Here is a 20,397-nt window from a genome sequence, read left to right as displayed (position 1 = left end):
CAAAAGCAGGGATCGGAACTGCTGTTTCACATCATTGCCGATTGTTATGAACGAAAAAGTGTCATCGTGACATCGAATTTAGAGTTTGGACAGTGGAATCGGGTGTTTGGGGACAACCGCCTGACGGCAGCGCTGGTGGATCGTTTGGTCCATCACGCCCACATTCTCGCGTTTACGGGAGAGAGCTACCGCTTGCGGCACGCGCTTTCTGCCGTTCAGTCGCTCCCTTCTCACTCGGTTGAAAGGTAAATTCATTGAGCCGGCAAGCCTATGTATTTTTTCTTGCAATTCTCTGCACTTTTTGCTTGCAAAAAACACCTTTAGATGTTAAAATATCCTTCTTCAAGTAACCTGCCCCCGTTAGTTTAACAAAAAAAAATCAACAACATTCTTTAACAGAGCCTTTATCTAGAGTTATGATTTTACAGTGTTCTTGTTGATTATTTCTTTATTATTTGGATTATCCCGGATATCAACGTCAATTCGTGACTCCATAGTTTGCTGCAGTATCTTACCCTTTGAACCTGCCAATACACCGTATTCTCTTTACTTGGCATAACTGTCAATAACGATTTAAAAGGTTCTTACGCATATTTGGTGAATGCCTTCCTATCATCCTTGTTGGAGATTTTTATTGTTTTATTAAAATAATAATTAAAGTCTATAGAGAACCCTTTTTTCTAACAAGTCTAATCCAGCACGGCCATACATCATTCGTTTAATGGTTTTTAACCGGTTTATTTGTCCTTCTAGTACCCCATTGCTGTATGGGAGAAGAAAAGCGTGTTTTACTGCCTGCAAATCGCTTCGCAAGCATTTCGCATAAGAATAAAATGGCTGTTTTGAATCTGAAAGCTGACCACGCAGCCAAACAAGAAAACGGTCATAATCTCTTTGATCCACGACTTCCCGATATTCTTGCACCACTTCATAGACAGGACGGACAGCTGGATACCTTTTTAGGCATTGTTCCAGATTCATTTTCTCTTTTTCTGAAAGTCGATGATACGGCGACCATATCCAATAAGACAACTGTTTTCTTGTGATACGAGGTTCCAACGTCGATGGATCATTCCTCTTCCGATTCCGTCGAATCGTTTCTACGGCGGTTCGCACCGCCGAAAACGTACCGGCATATCCTTCTTTGCGAGAAGGGAATCGATGGAGGAGACGGTTTGGCCTTTTGCTTCTAACTCGATGACACGGTCCAAAAATGGGGAAATCGGTGTTTTTCTTTTTCGCCGATGAATCAGTGGCGGGGTAGTCATCTGGAGATATTTTTTCACCGTTTTCCGATCTAGCTCATATTCCCTCGCAAGCCTAGAAATGTTCTTTCCTGATTGATGAGCTGTTTGGATTTCTTGAATGAGTGCCCATTTTTGTGCCTGACGCTGCTTTTTCCTTTTTTCTTCCTTGGTCATTTCGATTTCACGAACAAAGGGGTTAGGTTCACTCCATGTCATCAAAGAGGGAACGAGGGATAAAAGAAGGAAATCCAGTCTCTTCTTCGCATTCCCGATAAAATGCCACCGATCATATACATGAAGGATGGAAGGGTTGGCATTCGTAATCCCCTGACGAAATCCCGTAAATCCATCCCTGCTCATCACTTGTACATGAGAATATGGTTTCAGCCATTCGGTCAGTGTTTGTGGCAGCCGATCAGGTAAAAGCGCAACAGGATGATGGTTGTCTAAGTCGCAAATGATGGTTCCATACGTATGTCCTTTTCGAAAAGCAAAATCATCGACTCCGAGGAAAGGGAGACACCTCTACGGGAATAGGGGTTTTCCGAATGAGGGTTAACAACGTATCATGACTGACAGGAAGATGGATCGATTGCGCCACCTTTTGTGCAGAGAGACAGCTGGTAGAAAAAGCAATTTGCCGTAAGGTGTGTTCTGCCCGAAGGGTACGGCGGCCATGCGGCGCCAGCCAATCATAACGCTCTGTAAACACTTTAACGGGACAAGCAGGAGAATCACAAAACCATTTTCGAGAAATAAGCAGAAGAGAAACAGGCTGATCGGCGATAGGAAGATCTTGAATCACGCGTGTATACCGACTATGCGGGCGGGAGGAAACATGATGACAGGCAGGACAGGGAGAAGACTCACGGATGCTTTTTACCGTTAAACGCAAACTATTACCGACATCAGATATATCCAGCAGTTCGATAGTTGAACTGAGAGGAGACCAAGAAAGGTGAGCCATCATCATACACTCCTTTTCTTTTTATTATATCAGTGTAGTTAATAGAAAGTCATCTCCCCAAATTAGCGTAAGAACCAATTTTAAATCGTTATTTACATTTTATGGTAACATTCTGGACATAACAGGTTTTCTCTAGTATAATCATCAATTGTCCATAATAAATATTTGGCAATCAATTGAGCAAAAGGTTTTTCTTTAAACCGTGTTTTTAAAACATAAATCTTGTCAGATAAAACTCCTAACTTTTCTGTAGCATCAAGCCCATCGAAAAGTTTGGAGTTCATATGAAACTCAAAAATCACAGTGGCTACCCTTTGAGCTTTTCGTTCCTGCAATAAAGCCATGTTGCTCATATAGCTCAAAAGCAACCCCCTTAGAAAAGCTAAAGCTTAAATTTCTTTATATTATACTTTTGAAAAATGTTTTTTATAAAAAAAGGAGTTGGATCATCATCTTCCAACTCCCCATTTTATGGTGTTACAATCTGAACGTAATTTTTCTTTTCCATCCTATTTGTTGTCATTCTTGTTGAGAATGGAAAATAAACCTGTAAATAAGAAAATTGATCCTATCACTCTATAAGAGTCTATATACCCTTCTAACATTTGCAAATATTTCTGAGAATCCTCACTACCACCTACTGACCGAAGCCATGATGAAGTTGAAATACTCCCTAATCTAGGGCTGTTTAAAATTAAAAACAATCCAATTACAGCAACTATTAATGAAATAAACCTCATTTTGTTCGGGTTTTTTAAAAAATTCATTTTACTCCTTCCTCCTTTTTGTTCATATAAACAATACAAGATAAATTAATTATATTAAAGTTTATACCAAATTAACCACAAAAAAACAGAAGTAAGTTTCATATAGAAACTTACTCCAATAAAAATTCTTTATAAATTATCATTCATAGTAATAAAAGCATACTCCGATTGGTTTGGAAGCATTTCCATATCCCGCTTTATAATCACTTCCAATAATCGGATCATACCAAACGTCAAAATTATAAGTTTGGTAATACGGTCTAGCGACTATGGTATATGTTTTCCCTGATGGAACTTTAATTTGATAAGTATCCGAAACCTCGTAAGAACTTGTTACACTAAAACCTAATCCTGCTGAAACCGTTGAAGCACTTATATTTGTGTTAGATGACCATGTAGCAGAAACATTTTCTTTCACAGTCAATGTAGCAGTTGATGGTCCCTTAAAAGTAGATTGTCTTATTATTGAAACACCGCATGCTTCACCAGTATGAATGTTTTTTAAATAGTAACCAGTTGCCCACTGCGGAGTCACTACAGAATTATTTTTCGAAAGAGATAAGTTTTTTGTTTGAGTGTATGCCACTGAAACACCAACTAGTTTTTTCCCGTCTTGCTCAGGAATAGAAGCTTCTAATTCTTTAAGCACTTCTGGATCCGTTATTTCAACTACCATGTTTCCATTTTGGGATTTAATAACTTTAGATTCTTTAGCTTCATCTAAAGCTTTACTCAATGTCGCATTTGCTTCATTACTTAATAAGCACCCAGTATTTGAATTCTCATTTTCTGCGGAAGCGATGATGCTACCTCCCAATAACAAACCAAAAGTTAGTGAAAAAGCAAGTATCGATTTTAGAAATTTTTTAGTCATTGTTGATTTCCTCCTTACAAAAATCATACTCCCCCAAAGCAGAACAGCCAATAAGATCCGCTAATCATTTCTAAATAAAACAGTGTTTTACCAGTATTCCATCAATCCCCTCATTAACCTTTATTTTACAATTAGATTATATTTTGTTCTTACTATAATTGTCAATAAATATTCCTAATTTTTTAAAAATATTTTAAAAATTTGTCATAATAGTTCTTATCATCATCTTTTTATCTAATAAAAAAAACTTCCCGTTTTTCCTAGGGAAATTTTTTTAGGGCAGTAGTTCTTTTTCTTTACCAAAAAATTTTAAAAAATTGATAGAAGATTGTTCCATAAAGGACTATAATACCTATACTGGAAATGAAATATATCGATAGAGAAATATTTCTACTCACTGGATTAACCGTTCGCTTGGCAAATTCCACTAGATTAAAAGCAAGCATTATGGCAAAAATAAAAAACAATGCAAACCAAGTGTAAATAAAATTAATAGACAAATTACCACTCCTTTCAGGAGGTGGTTGTTTTTTGCAAGGAAAAAGTGCAGAGTATTGCAGTATATAAATTCGTTTATATTGCATAAAAATTCAATCCGAATTCTCGCTATTGAGGGCTTGACATGGAGCCTCTGCAGCCATGATTCTTTTGCCAAGCGGCCAGCTGTAACAGATTTGACAAACCCAAACAGGTTATCATGACTGCCCCTCCATGTAAAGCCCCTCTGCATAACCATTTGCATAAAAATTTTGCACATCTCTGCACTTTAATTTTGCAATAAACATTCTTGTTCCGTAACCACAATATCCCTGATTTTTTGTGCAGAGTCATACATACCAAGCGCTTCTAATTGGTGGATTCGTTGCAAATAGCGGCGAATTGCGTCGTATTCGCCTTGTAAGTCTTGGCGTAGCATTTCTCTATTATCCATAGAAGTATATACCGAGGCTACTTGTGTGGTGGGGATGCCTCCAAGATACTGAATAAGCTCGCTTAAAACGATGGAATGGCCAAATTCATCTTTGGAATGTTCTGCTAATTCTTCAGCAACCGCAAAATAAGCAGCACCTTTAAGCATACTTGCATGTTGAGCATATTGAATTCCAGTTGCATATTCCCATGCTAAATCGAGATTAAGACCATGTACAATTTGTTCTATCGCCTTTTGATTATTCAAGTTATTGCCCATCCTTTCTAGCACAATTTAATACAATTGTATTCAATATAGCTTAAAAATGATATAAATGACCTAACTGAGACAGGGGAGTATATAATTTTATAAATCGCTACAATTTGATGTAAAATAAACCTATCGAGCACAAAAGGGGCTGAAACGATGAACGAAAACCGAAAGCCAAATCGCTTAATTTATTCGAAATCCCCATATTTATTACAACATGCGTATAATCCTGTAAATTGGTATGAGTGGGGACCAGAAGCGTTCGAAAAAGCAAAAAAGGAAAATAAACCAATATTTCTAAGTATTGGTTATAGCACTTGCCATTGGTGTCACGTCATGGCGCATGAAAGTTTTGAGGATGAAGAAGTGGCGAAAATATTAAATGAAAAATATATATCTATTAAGGTGGACCGGGAAGAACGACCGGATATTGATTCCGTGTATATGCGCGTCTGCCAGATGATGACGGGGCAAGGCGGCTGGCCGCTCAGCGTGTTTTTGACTCCGGAAGGGAAGCCGTTTTACGCGGGAACGTATTTTCCAAAACGGAGCCGGTACGGACGTCCCGGCTTTGTTGATGTATTGACGCGGCTATATGACAAATATAAGGAAAATCCGGATGAAATTATTCACGTTGCGGAACAAGCGACAGAGGCGCTTCGTCAGTCCGCGCGCGCTTCGGGAACGGAGCGGCTTTCGTTTGCGGCGATCGAGAAAGCGTACCGGCAGCTATCGAACAGCTTTGACGCGGTATATGGCGGGTTTGGCGGCGCGCCGAAATTTCCGATTCCGCATTCGCTGATGTTTTTAATGCGGTATTATCAATGGAAGCGGGATGACCGCGCGCTTTTGATGGTGGAAAAAACGTTAAACGGTATGGCCAACGGCGGGATTTATGACCATATCGGCTACGGGTTTGCCCGCTATTCGACCGATGCGATGTGGCTTGTGCCGCATTTTGAGAAAATGCTGTATGATAACGCGCTTTTAGTGATCGCGTATACGGAAGCGTATCAATTAACGAAAAACGAACGGTATAAAGAGATTGCCGAACAAATCATCGAATTTGTCCAACGGGAAATGACTTCGCAAGACGGTGCGTTTTATTCAGCGATTGATGCCGATTCCGAAGGTGTGGAAGGAAAATATTATGTATGGACGCCCGATGAAGTGATGAACGCGCTCGGTACGGAACTAGGCGAGCTGTATTGCCGCGTTTACGATATTACCGAAGAAGGAAATTTTTCTGGAAAAAATGTGCCAAACCTCATTCATGCGCAAATGGAGCGTATCGCAAAACAATACCGTCTGACGGAAGAAGAATTGCGCGAAAAGCTGGAAGAAGCAAGGGAGCAGCTGTTTGCCGAGCGTTCATCGCGCGTCCATCCGCATGTAGATGATAAAATTTTAACGGCTTGGAACGCGTTGATGATCGCCGCGCTGGCAAAAGCGGCAAAAGTATACGAGCGCCGCGACTATTTACAGATGGCAAAGCGCGCGCTTTCGTTTATCGAAACGCACCTTTGGCAAAACGGGCGGCTGATGGTGCGCTATCGCGATGGGGAAGCGAAACATCTCGGCATTATCGATGACTACGCCTATCTCGTTTGGGCATATATCGAGATGTATGAAGCGACTTTGGATTTGGCGTATTTGCAAAAAGCGAAAACATGTATGGAGCAAATGATTGACCTTTTTTGGGATGAAAAGGGCGGTGCGTTTTTTATGACAGGGAGCGACGCGGAAGCGCTCATCGTTCGGGAAAAAGAAATTTATGATGGCGCGCTGCCGTCGGGAAATAGCGTCGCCGCTGTACAGATGATTCGTCTTGCAAGGCTGACAGGCGATTTGGCGCTATTGGAAAAAGCCGAAACGATGTATAAAGTTTTCCGGCGTCAAGTCGAAGCATACGAAAGCGGCCATACGTTTTTCTTGCAAGGATTGTTATTGCTTGAAACGCCGACGGCCGAGGTCGTGCTGTTTGGCAAACAAGGCGACGAAAAACGGGAGCAGTTTATTCTAAAGTGGCAGCACACGTTTGCGCCAAACGTTTTTCTGTTGGCGGCGGAACATCCGGCCGATGTGGCGGGCATCGCACCGTTTGTGGCGGAGTATGAACCGCTTGGCGATGAAACGACCGTGTACGTGTGTGAAAATTTCGCCTGCCAGCAACCGACAACGGACATCGAATCCGTTGCCGAGGAATTGTTTGAATGATCTTTTTGTCCATGTTCGCAACGGTTGGCAGGATTTTTATTCATTCGCGAAGAATAAGTACGTTAAAGACGAAAATGAAGGGGAGTGCGGATATGCCAATTGCCAATCCAAGCAGAGAGGAAATCGGAGAAATTTTGCGAAAAGCAAAGCGTATCGCCGTCGTTGGGCTGTCGGACAATCCGGAGCGGACGTCGTACATGGTGGCAAAGGCGATGAAAGACGCCGGCTATGAAATTATTCCTGTCAATCCGATGATCGAGGAATGGGAAGGCATCAAAGCGGTGAAAAAACTAACGGATATTGAGGGGCATGTCGATATTGTGAACGTCTTTCGCCGGTCCGAATATTTGCCGGAAATCGCCCGTGAATTTGTGCAGATCGACGCTGACGTGTTTTGGGCGCAGCTCGGTGTCGTTAATGAAGAAGCCTATGAATTTTTGAAAGAAAAAGGCTATACGGTTGTGATGGATCGCTGCATTAAAGTGGAACACGCGTTAACGAAACAACATTAAGCGAAATCGACCATCTTTTTAGATGGTCATTTCCATTTTTAGAGGGAATTTTGCGTATTTTGTCCTAATCGGTAAAATAGGCGTAGACGCTCGCGAATTTTATGTTACAATAAAACAGAAACAAATGTTCTTGTTTTGTTTGAAAGGGGTATGTATGTGACAAAACAATCCGTATATGAATACAACGATGATGCGATTCAAGTGTTAGAAGGACTCGAAGCGGTTCGGAAGCGGCCGGGAATGTACATCGGCAGCACCGACAGCCGCGGCCTGCATCATCTCGTTTATGAAATCGTCGACAACTCTGTTGATGAAGCGTTAGCGGGTTACGGAAATTATATTCTCGTCAAAATACATAAAGATAACAGCGTTACGGTGCTTGACGAAGGGCGCGGCATGCCGACGGGAATGCATAAGCTCGGCAAGCCGACGCCGGAAGTGATTTTGACGGTGCTTCACGCCGGCGGAAAGTTCGGGCAAGGCGGCTATAAAACGAGCGGCGGTTTGCACGGAGTCGGCGCATCGGTTGTCAACGCACTGTCGGAATGGCTTGTGGTGACAATTCATCGCGACGGCTTTATTTATCAGCAGCGTTTCGAGAACGGCGGGAAGCCGGTGACGACGCTGGAAAAAATCGGGACGACGAATAAAACAGGCACGATCATTCAGTTTAAGCCAGATCCTACGATTTTTAGCACGACAACGTTTAACTACGAAATATTAAGCGAGCGTTTGCGCGAATCGGCGTTTTTGTTAAAAGGGTTAAAAATCGAACTTGTCGATGAACGGACCGGGATGCGCGACGTGTTTCATTACGAAAACGGGATTAAGGCGTTTGTCGAATATTTAAACGAAGATAAAGATGTGCTTCATCCTGTCGTTTATTTTGAAGGAGAGCAAAACGGCATTGAAGTCGAATTTGCCTTTCAGTTTAACGACGGCTATTCGGAAAACGTGCTGTCGTTTGTCAACAACGTGCGCACAAAAGACGGCGGCACGCATGAAACCGGAGCGAAGACAGCGATGACGCGCGTCTTTAATGAATATGCGCGCAAAAACGGGCTATTAAAAGAAAAAGATAAAAACTTAGAAGGCACCGATATCCGCGAAGGGCTGTCGGCAATCGTCTCGGTGAGAATTCCGGAGAACTTGTTGCAATTTGAAGGACAGACGAAAGGAAAGCTCGGGACAAGCGAAGCCCGTTCCGCCGTTGACGCGGTCGTGTCCGAGCATTTAACGTACTTTTTGCAAGAAAACCCGGATGTTAGCGCGATGCTGATTAAAAAAGCGATCCGGGCATATCAGGCGCGGGAAGCGGCGCGAAAAGCGCGCGAGGAAGCGCGCAGCGGGAAGAAGCGAAAAGGAAAAGAGACGGTGTTAAGCGGAAAATTGACGCCGGCACAATCGCGCAATCCGCAAAAAAACGAATTGTATTTAGTGGAAGGAGATTCGGCGGGCGGTTCGGCGAAACAAGGGCGCGACCGCCGCTTTCAGGCTGTATTGCCGCTGCGCGGAAAAGTGATTAACACGGAAAAAGCGAAGCTTGCCGACATTTTGAAAAACGAGGAAATCAGCACGATTATCCATGCGATCGGCGGGGGCGTTGGGCCGGATTTTTCGCTTGATGACATTAACTACGACAAAGTGATTATTATGACGGATGCGGACACGGACGGCGCGCACATTCAAGTGCTGCTTTTGACGTTTTTCTACCGGTACATGCGTCCGCTCATCGAAGCGGGAAAAGTGTATATCGCCCTGCCGCCGCTCTATAAAGTAAGCAAAGGCAGCGGCAAAAAAGAAATCGTGGAGTACGCATGGACGGATGCGCAGCTAAAAGAAATTACGAAAAAATTCGGCAAAGGCTATACGGTGCAGCGCTATAAAGGGCTTGGCGAAATGAACGCCGACCAATTGTGGGAAACGACGATGAACCCGGAGACGCGCACGTTGATCCGCGTACGGATTGAAGATGCGGCAAGAGCGGAGCGCCGCGTCACGACGCTGATGGGCGATAAAGTTGAGCCGCGCCGCAAATGGATTGAGGCGAACGTTGCGTTCGGATTGGAAGACGATCCAAATATTTTAGACAATGAGCACGTGTTTGTCGCAGGAGGGGATTATTGATGGCAGAAAGGTTATTGGATTTGCCGCTGGAGGACGTGCTTGGCGACCGTTTTGGGCGCTACAGCAAATATATCATTCAAGAGCGCGCGCTTCCTGATGTCCGCGATGGATTAAAGCCGGTGCAGCGCCGCATTTTATATGCGATGTATATCGACGGGAATACGGCGGATAAACCGTTCCGCAAAGCAGCGAAAACGGTCGGGAACGTGATCGGAAACTTCCACCCGCACGGCGATTCGTCCGTCTATGAGGCGATGGTGCGGATGAGCCAAGATTGGAAGCTGCGCAATGTATTGATTGAAATGCACGGCAATAACGGAAGCATTGACGGCGATCCACCGGCGGCGATGCGCTACACGGAAGCGCGCTTGTCTTCAATCGCCTTGGAGTTGCTGCGCGATATTGAAAAACAGACCGTCGAATTTGTCCCGAACTTTGACGATACGACGAACGAGCCGGTCGTGCTGCCGGCGATGTTTCCTAATTTATTGGTGAATGGTTCTACCGGCATTTCGGCGGGATACGCGACCGAAATTCCGCCGCATCATTTAGGCGAAGTCATCGATGCGGTGATTATGCGCATCGACAAGCCAAACTGCACGGTCGATGAGCTGATGACCGTAATTCAAGGCCCCGACTTTCCAACGGGCGGCATTATTCAAGGAAAAGACGGCATTAAAAAAGCGTATGAAACGGGAAAAGGAAAAATCATGATCCGCGGCAAAGCGGCGATTGAACAAGGAAAAGGCGGGAAAAAGCAAATTATCATCACAGAGCTTCCGTATGAAGTGAATAAGGCAAATCTCGTCAAAAAAATCGATGAGCTTCGCTTTGATAAAAAGCTGGACGGCATTGCCGACGTCCGCGACGAAACGGACCGCACCGGATTGCGCATCGTCATTGAACTAAAAAAAGACGCCGATGCGGAAGGAATTTTAAACTATTTATATAAAAACACCGATTTGCAAGTGCCGTACAATTTTAATATGGTCGCGATCCATCAGCGCCGGCCAAAGCTGTTAAGCCTTCCGGAATTGTTGGACGCGTATATCGAGCACCGAAAAGAAGTAGTGACAAACCGCTCGCAGTACGAACTGAAAAAAGCGCATGAGCGCCAGCATATTGTCGAAGGCTTAATGAAAGCTTTATCCATTTTAGACGAAGTGATCGCAACGATCCGCGCTTCCCGCGATAAGCGCGACGCCAAAGACAATTTAATCGCCAAATACGAGTTTACGGAAGCGCAAGCGGAAGCGATCGTGTCGCTGCAATTGTACCGGTTGACGAACACGGATATTACCGCGTTGAAGCAAGAAGCGGAACAGCTTGAAAAAACGATTCAGGAACTGACCGCTGTTTTAAATAGTGAAAAGAAATTGCTTGCTGTGATTAAAAAAGAATTAAAAGCGATGAAAAAGCAATATGCTGATGAACGAAGAACGGTGATTGAAGATGAAATCGAAGAAATTAAAATTAATTTAGAAGTGATGATTCCGTCAGAAGACGTTATTGTCACCGTGACGAAAGAAGGGTACGTGAAGCGGACGAGCTACCGTTCCTACAGCGCCTCAAACGGCCAAGATTTTGGCATGAAAGAATCGGACCGGCTGCTTTCGCAAATGGAAATAAATACAACCGATGTAGTATTATTGTTCACGAGAAAAGGCAACTACTTGTACTGCCCTGTTTATGAGCTGCCGGATATTCGCTGGAAAGATGTCGGCCAGCATATTTCCAATTTGATTCCGCTTGACCGCGATGATGAGATTATCGCCGCTGTTCCTGTCAAACGGTTTGATGAACCGTTAAGCCTTATTTTTGCCACTAAACAGGGCATGGTGAAACGGACGGAGCTGGCGCAATATAAAGTGCAGCGCTATACGCGGCCGCTTGTCGCGATAAATCTCAAAGAAGGCGACGAAGTCATACATGTGTATGCGACGGATGGACAACAAAGCGTATTGCTTATAACGAATCAAGGATACGGATTATGGTTTGATGAAGCAGAAATAAATATGGTCGGCGTGCGCGCTGCTGGAGTGAAAGGGATCAATTTAAAAGAAGGAGATTATGTCGTTTCCGCTCATTCCATCGTCGACGAAGACGAGCGGTATTTAGTTATCGCGACCCAGCGCGGAGCCGTGAAAAAAATGCCGTTGAGCGAATTTGCGAAAACGTCGCGTGCCAAACGCGGAGTGGTCATGCTGCGCGAGTTAAAAACAAACCCGCACCGCATCGTTGCTTCCGTTTTGACGGATAAGGGCGATGATATGTTGTTTATTCGCACAGAAACAGGAGCGATCGAGACGCTTTCCGTTTCTTCGCTGCGCGTTGCTGACCGTTACAGCAATGGTTCTTTTATTATTGATAGCGACGAAGCGGGAAACGTGATCGATATGTGGAAACAACCATCTAATATATTAGGGAAAGAGGAGATGAAATGAGATTTAGACGTCAAGAAGCGTTTCGCTACCAATTTGGTCAGCCGCTTCCATGCACATTTCGTCTTGTGCACGATCATGAAAAATATATAGAAATCGAGGAGAAAAGCGCCCATATTCATGATATTAGCCCACATGGAATGAAACTGGAAACTCCAACGCGGATTCCTTACGAGCATCATCAAGAGATTGAAGTCACATTTACACTCAATGATGTGACGTTTCGTTTTTTAGGAAAAATTGTATGGGAGAGGCCATTTGCGCGGACGTATTATTACGGCGTGCGGCTGTTGATTTCGAATGAACAAGAAGAAAAGCTTATCAGTGAGATTAAACGACACGCGGCGCTTCACCGCAAGCGGTAAAATCAAAACAACTCGGCGATGTGCCGAGTTGTTTTTGTTACCAAAATTTCCACCATTTATTCGAACGTTTCACGCTAGCGCTGGCCGCTGCTTGGCGGAAGGAAAGAACAAGCTCGCGAAACGCTTTTTCGCGCTCCATAATTTGTTCTTCATAGCGTCTTTGTTCTTCTTCCCGTTTCGTTTTTTCTTCTTGTAAAAATGTAACGACGTTGTCGAGATGTTCATGAATTTCTTCGGTCTCTTCCTGCAGTGTTTTTGTATATTGCGCTAGTGAGCGATGAATTTCTCGTTTAGTAGATGCGGAGTTTTCGTAAATTTCACCCATGTATGTTTTCATTTCTGCCACCGCTTGTTGCACCGCTTCTGTTGTTTCTTTTTTCAGTTCGCCAACGATTTCTTTTTTCATCGTCCTCGCCAGTTGTTCCGCTATGTGGTAAGAATCAGGACGCAAAGGATGCGACGCGTCGATCACTTCTCTCTCCAATCCGATGTTTTGTTGTTCCTCCTGCAAATATTGAATAATATCATGTTTCGTTTTTTTCACAGCGAACCATTGTTTAATTTTTGTAAATTGTTCCAACAACGCATCGTCATAAATGCGTGCTCCTTGTTTTGTCCGCGGAACCGTAATGTATTGCGCAAATTCTTTTTCCCATTGTTTTAGGATTCGCGGAGCGACTTCCACTTTTTTTGCGGCTTCGCGGAGTGTATAAGATTTCATTACGCTTTGTCCATCCTTTCTCTATCAAAATGGTTATATGTTTATTTCCAAGAAAATGGTTTATTTTCCTGCTAAATGACAAAATATAACAAAAAAAGTGATCGATAGCGAAAAAAGACGAAAGATGTCGAAAATAAATGTTGACGAACTTGTATATACAAGTTAAAATAAAAACAGCTTGTATATACAAGTTTGAAAACGATTGCTGAAAGCGGTTAAATTATGAAGTTAGGGAGGTTTTCGTGATGGGGGCTTACGAACAATCAGTCGCCAAAATTGTCGAAGCGATTGGCGGAAAAGAAAATATTGTCGTCGCCACCCACTGTGTCACGCGATTGCGCTTCGCGTTGAAAGATGAGGGGAAAGTCGATAAAGAAGCGCTGGAAAGCGTGGATATTGTGAAAGGCTCGTTTTCTGCGAACGGTCAGTTTCAAGTGGTGATTGGACAAGGGCTTGTCGATAAAGTATATAACGAAATGGTGGAAATGACCGGGATCGGCAGAGCGACAAAACAAGAAATTAAAGATGCCGCGGAAGCGAAGTTAAACCCGCTGCAGCGCGCGATTAAAACATTAGCGGATATTTTTATCCCGATTTTACCGGCGATTGTGACGGCCGGTTTGTTGATGGGAATTAACAACATTTTAACGGGTCCGGATATTTTTTATGAAGGCAAATCGTTTGTCGAAGTGCACAAAGAATGGGCAGATCTCGCCAACATGATCAACCTTATTGCCAATACGGCGTTCGTCTTCTTGCCTGGTTTAATCGGCTGGTCGGCGGTGACGAAGTTTGGCGGAAGTCCGCTGTTGGGGATTGTCCTCGGTTTGATGCTCGTTCATCCTGATTTGCTAAACGCATGGGGATGGGGAGCTGCGAAAGAAAAAGGCGAAATTCCTATTTGGAATTTATTCGGATTTGAAGTACAAAAAGTCGGGTATCAAGGCCAAGTGCTGCCGGTGCTTGTCGCCGCTTACGTTCTTGCGAAAATCGAACAATTTTTGCGCAAGCGCATACCGGATGCGTTTCAATTGTTGCTTGTCGCGCCGATTGCGTTATTAATCACGGGATTTTTAGCATTTATTGCAATTGGTCCGATTACGTTCGCAATCGGAAACGCGATTACGCATGTATTTGTTAGCATTTTTGATAATGTTCCGGCGATTGGCGGCTTTTTGTATGGCGCGTTGTACGCACCGCTTGTCGTCACAGGAATGCACCATACGTTTTTACCGGTCGACTTGCAATTGATTGCAAGCACAGGCGGTACGTTCTTATGGCCAATTCTTGTCATGTCAAACATCGCCCAAGGCTCTGCGGCATTAGCGATGATGTTTGTCGCCAAAGATGAAAAATTAAAAGGCCTTTCTTTCACGTCTGCGGTGTCGGCTTATCTTGGCATTACGGAACCGGCGATGTTTGGGGTAAATTTGCGTTTCCGCTATCCGTTTATTTCGGCAATGGCTGGAGCGGCGCTTGCCGGAATGTTTATTACGATTAATAAAGTGATCGCGCCGTCGATTGGCGTTGGCGGTTTGCCAGGATTTTTGTCGATCGTGCCGCAAAAATGGGTGCCGTTCTTTATCGGAATGGCGATCGCCATCATCGTACCGTTTATCTTAACGTTTGTATTTGGCAAGTTCCGCAAAGAGAGCCGTTAATGGAAAATAAAACTATGTTCCAAATAATCAATTTGACATGCCATTGGCGAGAACCCGCCAATGGTATCGTTTTTATCCATAATGCAATCGAACGAGGTGATGATGTAATGCAGCAGCCATGGTGGAAAAAAGCGGTCGTATATCAAATTTATCCAAAAAGCTTCAATGACACAAACGGCGATGGAATCGGCGATTTAGCGGGAATTATCGAAAAGCTCGATTATTTGAAACAGCTCGGCGTGGACGTCATCTGGCTGACGCCAATTTATAAGTCTCCGCAACGTGACAATGGCTATGATATTAGCGACTATTTTCAAATTCACGATGAGTATGGGACGATGGAAGATTTTGATCGCTTGCTCGAAGAAGTGCATCGGCGCGGCATGAAATTGATCATGGATATGGTCGTCAACCATACGTCTACAGAACATGAATGGTTTAAGCAGGCACGGACGTCGAAAGACAATCCGTATCGTCATTTTTACATTTGGCGGGATCCGAAGCCGGACGGAAGCGCTCCGACGAACTGGCAGTCGAAGTTTGGCGGCTCGGCGTGGGAGTACGATGAGAAAACAGGGCAATATTATTTGCATTTATTTGACGTGACGCAAGCGGATTTAAACTGGGAAAACGAAGAGTTGCGCCGCCGCATTTATGACATGATGCATTTTTGGTTTCAAAAAGGAGTGGACGGCTTCCGTTTAGATGTCGTCAACTTATTGTCCAAAGATCAACGTTTTCTTGATGATGACGGTTCGGTGCCACCGGGCGACGGCCGTAAGTTTTACACGGACGGACCGCGCATCCATGAATTTTTGCATGAGATGAACCGGGAAGTATTTTCGAAATACGATATTATGACGGTCGGGGAAATGTCATCGACAACGATTGACCATTGCATTAAATATACAAATCCAGAACGCCATGAGTTAAATATGGTGTTTAATTTCCATCATTTAAAGGTTGATTACCCGAACGGGGAAAAATGGGCGGTCGCTGATTTCGATTTTCTTGCCTTGAAGCGAATTTTATCAAAATGGCAAGTGGAAATGCACAAAGGCGGCGGTTGGAACGCGCTGTTTTGGTGCAACCATGACCAGCCGCGGATCGTGTCGCGCTACGGCGATGATGGAAAATATCATAAAGAATCGGCGAAAATGCTCGCGACCGTTATTCATATGATGCAAGGGACGCCGTATATTTATCAAGGTGAAGAAATCGGCATGACTGATCCGAAATTCGAGCGGATTGACGATTACCGCGACGTGGAATCGCTCAATATGTATCGCATTTTGCGAGAACAAGGAAAAAGCGAGCAAGAAGTGCTCGAAATTTTAAAACGGAAATCGCGCGATAATTCGCGGACGCCGATGCAATGGAACGACAGCGAGAATGCTGGATTTACGAAAGGCACTCCTTGGATTCGCGTTGCGCCGAATTATCGGCAAATTAACGTGAAAAAAGCGCTGGAAGATCCAACATCGGTTTTCTATCATTATCAGCGGCTCATTCAATTGCGTAAACAATATGACATTATCACGACAGGAGATTATCAGCTATTGCTTGAAGATCACCCGGATATTTTCGCTTATTTGCGAAACGGGGAGAACGAAAAGCTGCTTGTCGTGAACAATTTTTACGGGAAGGAAACGACGTTCGTATTGCCGGATGACGTCGACGTAAGCGGCTATGCGAGCGAAATATTGCTTTCTAACTACGATGACTCGCCGAGCGATTTTCGGAAAATAACGCTGCGCCCGTACGAATCGATTGTTTATTACTTGACGAGATCGTGATACAATACATGTCGGTGAAGCGTATGTATGAAAATAAATATTTAACTATTTATCACGATCTTGCCGAAAAAATTCGCCAAGGGCATTGGGAGCCGTATGACAAACTGCCGTCGGAAAACGAACTTGCCGAACGGTATCACACATCGAGAGAAACGATTCGCAAAGCGTTGAATTTGCTTTCCGAACATGGCTATATTCAAAAAATGAAAGGAAAAGGCTCGATTGTTTTGGATGTTGGCAGATATGATTTTCCGGTTTCCGGGTTGGTTAGTTTTAAAGAATTGGCGCAAAATATGAAACAGCCTGTAAAAACGATCGTCAACGAACTGGAAGTCATTAAGCCGGATTCGTATTTAAAGCGACATTTGCACGCGACAAGCAAAGACGAAATATGGAAAGTGATTCGTTCCCGTGAAATTGAAGGGGAACGGATCATTTTAGACAAAGATTTTTTTCTTAAAAAATATGTTCCGACATTGACGCGGGAAATATGTGAAGATTCGATTTATGAGTATTTGGAGAAACAGCTAAAACTAAAAATCAGCTTTGCGAAAAAGGAAATGTCCGTTGAAAAAGTCAATGACGACGATCGAAACTATTTGGATTTAAACGGTTATGATCATGTCGTTGTCGTAAAAAATTTCGTTTATTTGGATGATGCGACGCTATTCCAGTATACGGAGTCGCGCCACCGCCTCGATAAATTCCGTTTTGTCGATTTTGCGAGACGAAAGTGAACGAACACTTGTCCTCATGCAAGTGTTCGTTTCTTTTTCGTTAAGTTCCCAAAATTGTGTAGAAGAAAATTACCAAAAGCAATTTTATTTTTCGATAGCCCAAGTTCAACTGAAAAAGGAATTTTAAACGATAATTATAATTGACCATTTTTTCACCTCAATTAAATCTAATAAAACTATGTGCTAAATAATCAACAGAAAAAACAATCATAAATTCTCATAATTATGGCTATCCTTGTAACAACAAAGGGGTGAATTGGTTGGAAGGAACATGGTTGTCTTTATTACCGTTTCTTGTAGTCATTCCGCTTGCAATTTGGCTGAAAGAAATTGTTCCTGGACTTGTCGTCGGATTGGTCGTTGGCGCGTTTTGTTTAGAAAAAGGAAGCGTGCTTGCTACGATTGAGCGTGCGGTAGACACGCTGTTAAAAACGATGAATGATGTAGAACATTTGAAAGTAGTTGCATTTTTATATTTATTTGGTTCATTAATTGGCATGATTCAAATCGCTGGCGGAGTGAAAGGATTTGTGCAATGGATCGACGGACGGCTTCATTCGAAGCGAAGGCTATTGTTGTTTATATGGCTTACTGTCCCGTTTACTTTTTTTATGCCGATGTTTCGCATTATGTTACTTGGCCCTGTGATGAAATCGATCCTTGGAAAATTTCGCGTTGATCGACGGAGAGTAGCGTATATGATCGATGTATCAACGGAACCGATTATCGTCCTTCTTCCCGCCGCAACGGCATTTGTCGGGTTTATGGAGTCGGTGGTAGCGGGAGCACTCAAACAAAACGGAATCAACACATCGGCTTACGAACTTTTTTTAGCGAGCTTACCGTACAACTTTTTTGCAGTCATCGCGCTTTTTGTCGGATTGATGACGACAGTGACGAACGTGCGGATTGGAAGGAAGGAAAGAAAAAGAGAAAATGAAAAAACGAATCCGTTTCATCAATTGGGGCTGCGCAAAGAGTTAGCGCTAGTGACAGGGGAACCGCTTCATTTGTTTTTTCCGCTTTTTCTTGTGCTTGTGCTGACGTTTTTTTTCTTTTGGTACAGCGGGACGAAAAATGGAGCCGTTACCATGATCGATGCGTTTTCGAAAGCCGATGCGACGATGGCGATGTTAATGGCATTGTTTGTTACAATCATCGCAACGACGGTGTTTTATCTCATCAGGCGGCAGCCGTTGCATGAGCTGATTTATCATTTTTTTGACGGCGGTAATCAGTTGATGGCACCGATCGGGATGCTTCTTCTCGTTTGGGCGGTGTCTCTTGCCGCAGATGAATTAGGGTTTTCCACGTATGTTTCGTCAACGCTTGGAACGTGGCTTCCAAAAGAGGTCGTTCCTGCTACCGTATTTGTCGTCGGTTCGTTCATTTCTTATTTTATCGGTACATCATGGGGAACGTGGGGGATTTTTATGCCGCTTGGCGTAACGTTAGCGGCGGCGACGGAAGCGCCGCTGCCAATAACGATCGGGGCGGTATTTGCGAGCGGAACGTTCGGCGCTTTCGCTTCTCCGCTAGGCGACACAACGATTACAACCGCGTCGATGATGGATTTAGACTTAATGAGTTATGCGAAATACAAATTGCGTATTTCATTATTGTGCGCAATATTATCGACGGTCGCTTATTTCATCGCGCCGATCTTTTTTGCGTAACGACATCAGTGTACATACTTGTCGATGTCGTTACGTTTTATTTTTCGTTGTAAGGTATTTTTGGTTATTGCGATCAAGTCCGCAAAATTGTATAAAAACAAAACGGTAAAAAGCGATTTTATTTTCCCGTAATGATCAAGTCCTGATTATTGTGTAGATTTTCATTTCTTGGTCCAGCGAATTAACGTTTTGGAAAAATCAAGCTGCTTTTTGCCGCTTCTTTTTCCACAAATTCCCGGACTTGATCCCCGCAATCTAAGTTTACTGTGCTGGTAATAGAATTTTACATAACAATTTGGCTTTAACCGTTATTATTTTACTGTTCGTTAATAACTGCACTATTTTAATAAACAAAACTATGTGCTAAATAATCAAACAAAACACAAAAAAACAGTTGAATTAAACAAAAAGACAAGCTATGATAAAATTAACATACTGACTGGTTAGTTAAATAAGGAGGGAGAGTCTGATGGCAACTCATACAACAACCGTCAATATTCGTTTTTGTGAAACAGATGCGCTTGGACACGTCAGCAATATCAGCTATTTTATATATCTCGAGGAAGCGCGCATCCGGTTATTTGAAGAATTGGGTTATAACAGTGACGTAAAAGAATGGCGGTTTATACTTGCTTCCGCCAAATGCGATTTCGTTAATCAAGCGTATTTCGGACAAACATTAAAAATCGAAACAAATGTTTCAAAAATCGGCAATAAAAGTTTTCAACTCGTTCATCGAGTTTTAGATGCGAAAACGGGCACGCTCATCGCCCTTGGCGAGGCGGCCGTTGTCTATTTTAATTTTGAGAAACAACAAAGCGAACGCCTTCCCGACGATCTGCGAGAGCGATTGCAACGCTATGTTCTTTCCGATTCAGAGCAAGTGAAATAGAACGAATTGCAAAGAACGTAAACTCTCTGTAATAGCACCGCTTCAAATGAATAACGATATGATTTACACAAATAAAAACATCTCAGTCGAAATGTAACAAAAAGCAGCTACCAAAAATCAAGGTAGCTATTTTTTATACCTTCCAAATTACCTTGGTGAGTCCGAGAAATGGTGTAAAAAGTAATGTTTTTCTGAAGCCTAAGTTCACTAAGATGAA

19 protein-coding genes and 1 pseudogene are annotated in these 20,397 nt (G+C 43.3%); 11 read left to right on the top strand and 9 right to left on the bottom strand.

What is annotated here, in order from left to right; translation table 11 throughout:
- On the top strand, positions 1-249 hold a 249-nt coding region (locus BM278_RS09025; RefSeq protein WP_167359609.1), incomplete at its 5' end, for an ATP-binding protein.
- A gap of 405 nt (positions 250-654) precedes the next feature.
- Here BM278_RS09025 and BM278_RS19240 read toward each other — a convergent pair.
- The 8 genes and pseudogenes from BM278_RS19240 to BM278_RS08990 all read right to left on the bottom strand — a co-directional run bounded on the left by BM278_RS19240 (position 655) and on the right by BM278_RS08990 (position 5,032).
- On the bottom strand, positions 655-1,116 hold the full coding sequence (locus BM278_RS19240) for a transposase (protein ID WP_244151138.1): 462 nt from the start codon (positions 1,114-1,116) through the stop codon (positions 655-657).
- Positions 1,101-1,421, bottom strand: a complete 321-nt coding sequence (locus BM278_RS19235; RefSeq protein WP_244151137.1) for a hypothetical protein — start codon at positions 1,419-1,421, stop codon at positions 1,101-1,103. The genes BM278_RS19240 and BM278_RS19235 overlap by 16 nt, the downstream gene beginning before the upstream one ends.
- 156 nt (positions 1,422-1,577) lie before the next feature.
- Positions 1,578-1,706 (bottom strand): annotated as a pseudogene (locus BM278_RS19230) (hypothetical protein); the annotation flags it as partial.
- A 37-nt stretch (positions 1,707-1,743) separates the two neighbouring features.
- The gene (locus BM278_RS09015) at positions 1,744-2,214 is read right to left on the bottom strand and encodes a transposase family protein (RefSeq protein WP_090949101.1); all 471 of its coding nucleotides are present in this window, start codon (positions 2,212-2,214) and stop codon (positions 1,744-1,746) included.
- Between the two features lie 92 nt (positions 2,215-2,306).
- On the bottom strand, positions 2,307-2,576 hold the full coding sequence (locus tag BM278_RS09010; RefSeq protein WP_090949100.1) for a hypothetical protein: 270 nt from the start codon (positions 2,574-2,576) through the stop codon (positions 2,307-2,309).
- A gap of 147 nt (positions 2,577-2,723) precedes the next feature.
- Positions 2,724-2,981 (bottom strand): hypothetical protein, encoded by a 258-nt coding sequence (locus BM278_RS09005; RefSeq protein ID WP_090949098.1) that lies wholly within the window; start codon positions 2,979-2,981, stop codon positions 2,724-2,726.
- 139 nt (positions 2,982-3,120) lie between these two features.
- Positions 3,121-3,855 carry a DUF6426 family protein gene (locus BM278_RS09000; protein ID WP_090949097.1) on the bottom strand — a complete coding sequence of 245 codons (735 nt, stop codon included), beginning with the start codon at positions 3,853-3,855 and terminating at the stop codon, positions 3,121-3,123.
- A gap of 766 nt (positions 3,856-4,621) precedes the next feature.
- A complete protein-coding gene (locus BM278_RS08990) occupies positions 4,622-5,032 on the bottom strand; it encodes a ferritin-like domain-containing protein (RefSeq protein ID WP_167359608.1) in 411 nt (136 codons plus the stop codon).
- A gap of 159 nt (positions 5,033-5,191) precedes the next feature.
- Between BM278_RS08990 and BM278_RS08985 the strand changes: the two genes are divergently transcribed.
- The 5 genes from BM278_RS08985 (at position 5,192) to BM278_RS08965 (ending at position 12,697) form a co-directional block, all read left to right on the top strand.
- Entirely contained in the window at positions 5,192-7,252 is a 2,061-nt protein-coding gene (locus tag BM278_RS08985; protein ID WP_090949092.1) for a thioredoxin domain-containing protein, read from the top strand.
- Positions 7,253-7,344: 92 nt separating this feature from the next.
- Positions 7,345-7,764, top strand: coding sequence for a CoA-binding protein (locus tag BM278_RS08980; RefSeq protein WP_090949090.1), 420 nt, complete (start codon positions 7,345-7,347; stop codon positions 7,762-7,764).
- A 156-nt stretch (positions 7,765-7,920) separates the two neighbouring features.
- On the top strand, positions 7,921-9,891 hold the full coding sequence (gene parE / locus BM278_RS08975; RefSeq protein WP_090949088.1) for a DNA topoisomerase IV subunit B: 1,971 nt from the start codon (positions 7,921-7,923) through the stop codon (positions 9,889-9,891).
- Positions 9,891-12,335, top strand: coding sequence for a DNA topoisomerase IV subunit A (gene parC, locus BM278_RS08970; RefSeq protein WP_090949087.1), 2,445 nt, complete (start codon positions 9,891-9,893; stop codon positions 12,333-12,335). The genes parE and parC overlap by 1 nt, the downstream gene beginning before the upstream one ends.
- Positions 12,332-12,697, top strand: a complete 366-nt coding sequence (locus BM278_RS08965) for a PilZ domain-containing protein (protein WP_090949085.1) — start codon at positions 12,332-12,334, stop codon at positions 12,695-12,697. The genes parC and BM278_RS08965 overlap by 4 nt, the downstream gene beginning before the upstream one ends.
- Before the next feature lie 37 nt (positions 12,698-12,734).
- Here BM278_RS08965 and BM278_RS08960 read toward each other — a convergent pair whose 3' ends face one another.
- Entirely contained in the window at positions 12,735-13,418 is a 684-nt protein-coding gene (locus BM278_RS08960) for a MerR family transcriptional regulator (protein WP_090949084.1), read from the bottom strand.
- 245 nt (positions 13,419-13,663) lie between these two features.
- Between BM278_RS08960 and treP the strand changes: the two genes are divergently transcribed.
- The 5 genes from treP (at position 13,664) to BM278_RS08935 (ending at position 20,180) form a co-directional block, all read left to right on the top strand.
- Positions 13,664-15,079, top strand: coding sequence for a PTS system trehalose-specific EIIBC component (gene treP / locus BM278_RS08955; RefSeq protein WP_090949082.1), 1,416 nt, complete (start codon positions 13,664-13,666; stop codon positions 15,077-15,079).
- A gap of 107 nt (positions 15,080-15,186) precedes the next feature.
- Positions 15,187-16,875 (top strand): alpha,alpha-phosphotrehalase, encoded by a 1,689-nt coding sequence (gene treC / locus BM278_RS08950; RefSeq protein WP_090949105.1) that lies wholly within the window; start codon positions 15,187-15,189, stop codon positions 16,873-16,875.
- Between the two features lie 23 nt (positions 16,876-16,898).
- A complete protein-coding gene (gene treR / locus BM278_RS08945; RefSeq protein WP_090949081.1) occupies positions 16,899-17,612 on the top strand; it encodes a trehalose operon repressor in 714 nt (237 codons plus the stop codon).
- Between the two features lie 260 nt (positions 17,613-17,872).
- The gene (locus BM278_RS08940; protein ID WP_167359607.1) at positions 17,873-19,288 is read left to right on the top strand and encodes a Na+/H+ antiporter NhaC family protein; all 1,416 of its coding nucleotides are present in this window, start codon (positions 17,873-17,875) and stop codon (positions 19,286-19,288) included.
- A gap of 469 nt (positions 19,289-19,757) precedes the next feature.
- Positions 19,758-20,180 (top strand): acyl-CoA thioesterase, encoded by a 423-nt coding sequence (locus BM278_RS08935; protein WP_090949079.1) that lies wholly within the window; start codon positions 19,758-19,760, stop codon positions 20,178-20,180.
- The last annotated feature ends 217 nt before the right edge of the window (positions 20,181-20,397 follow it).

The organism is Parageobacillus thermantarcticus (assembly GCF_900111865.1).
GTDB lineage: Bacteria > Bacillota > Bacilli > Bacillales > Anoxybacillaceae > Parageobacillus > Parageobacillus thermantarcticus.
This window is presented reverse-complemented; position numbering and strand designations above follow the sequence as displayed.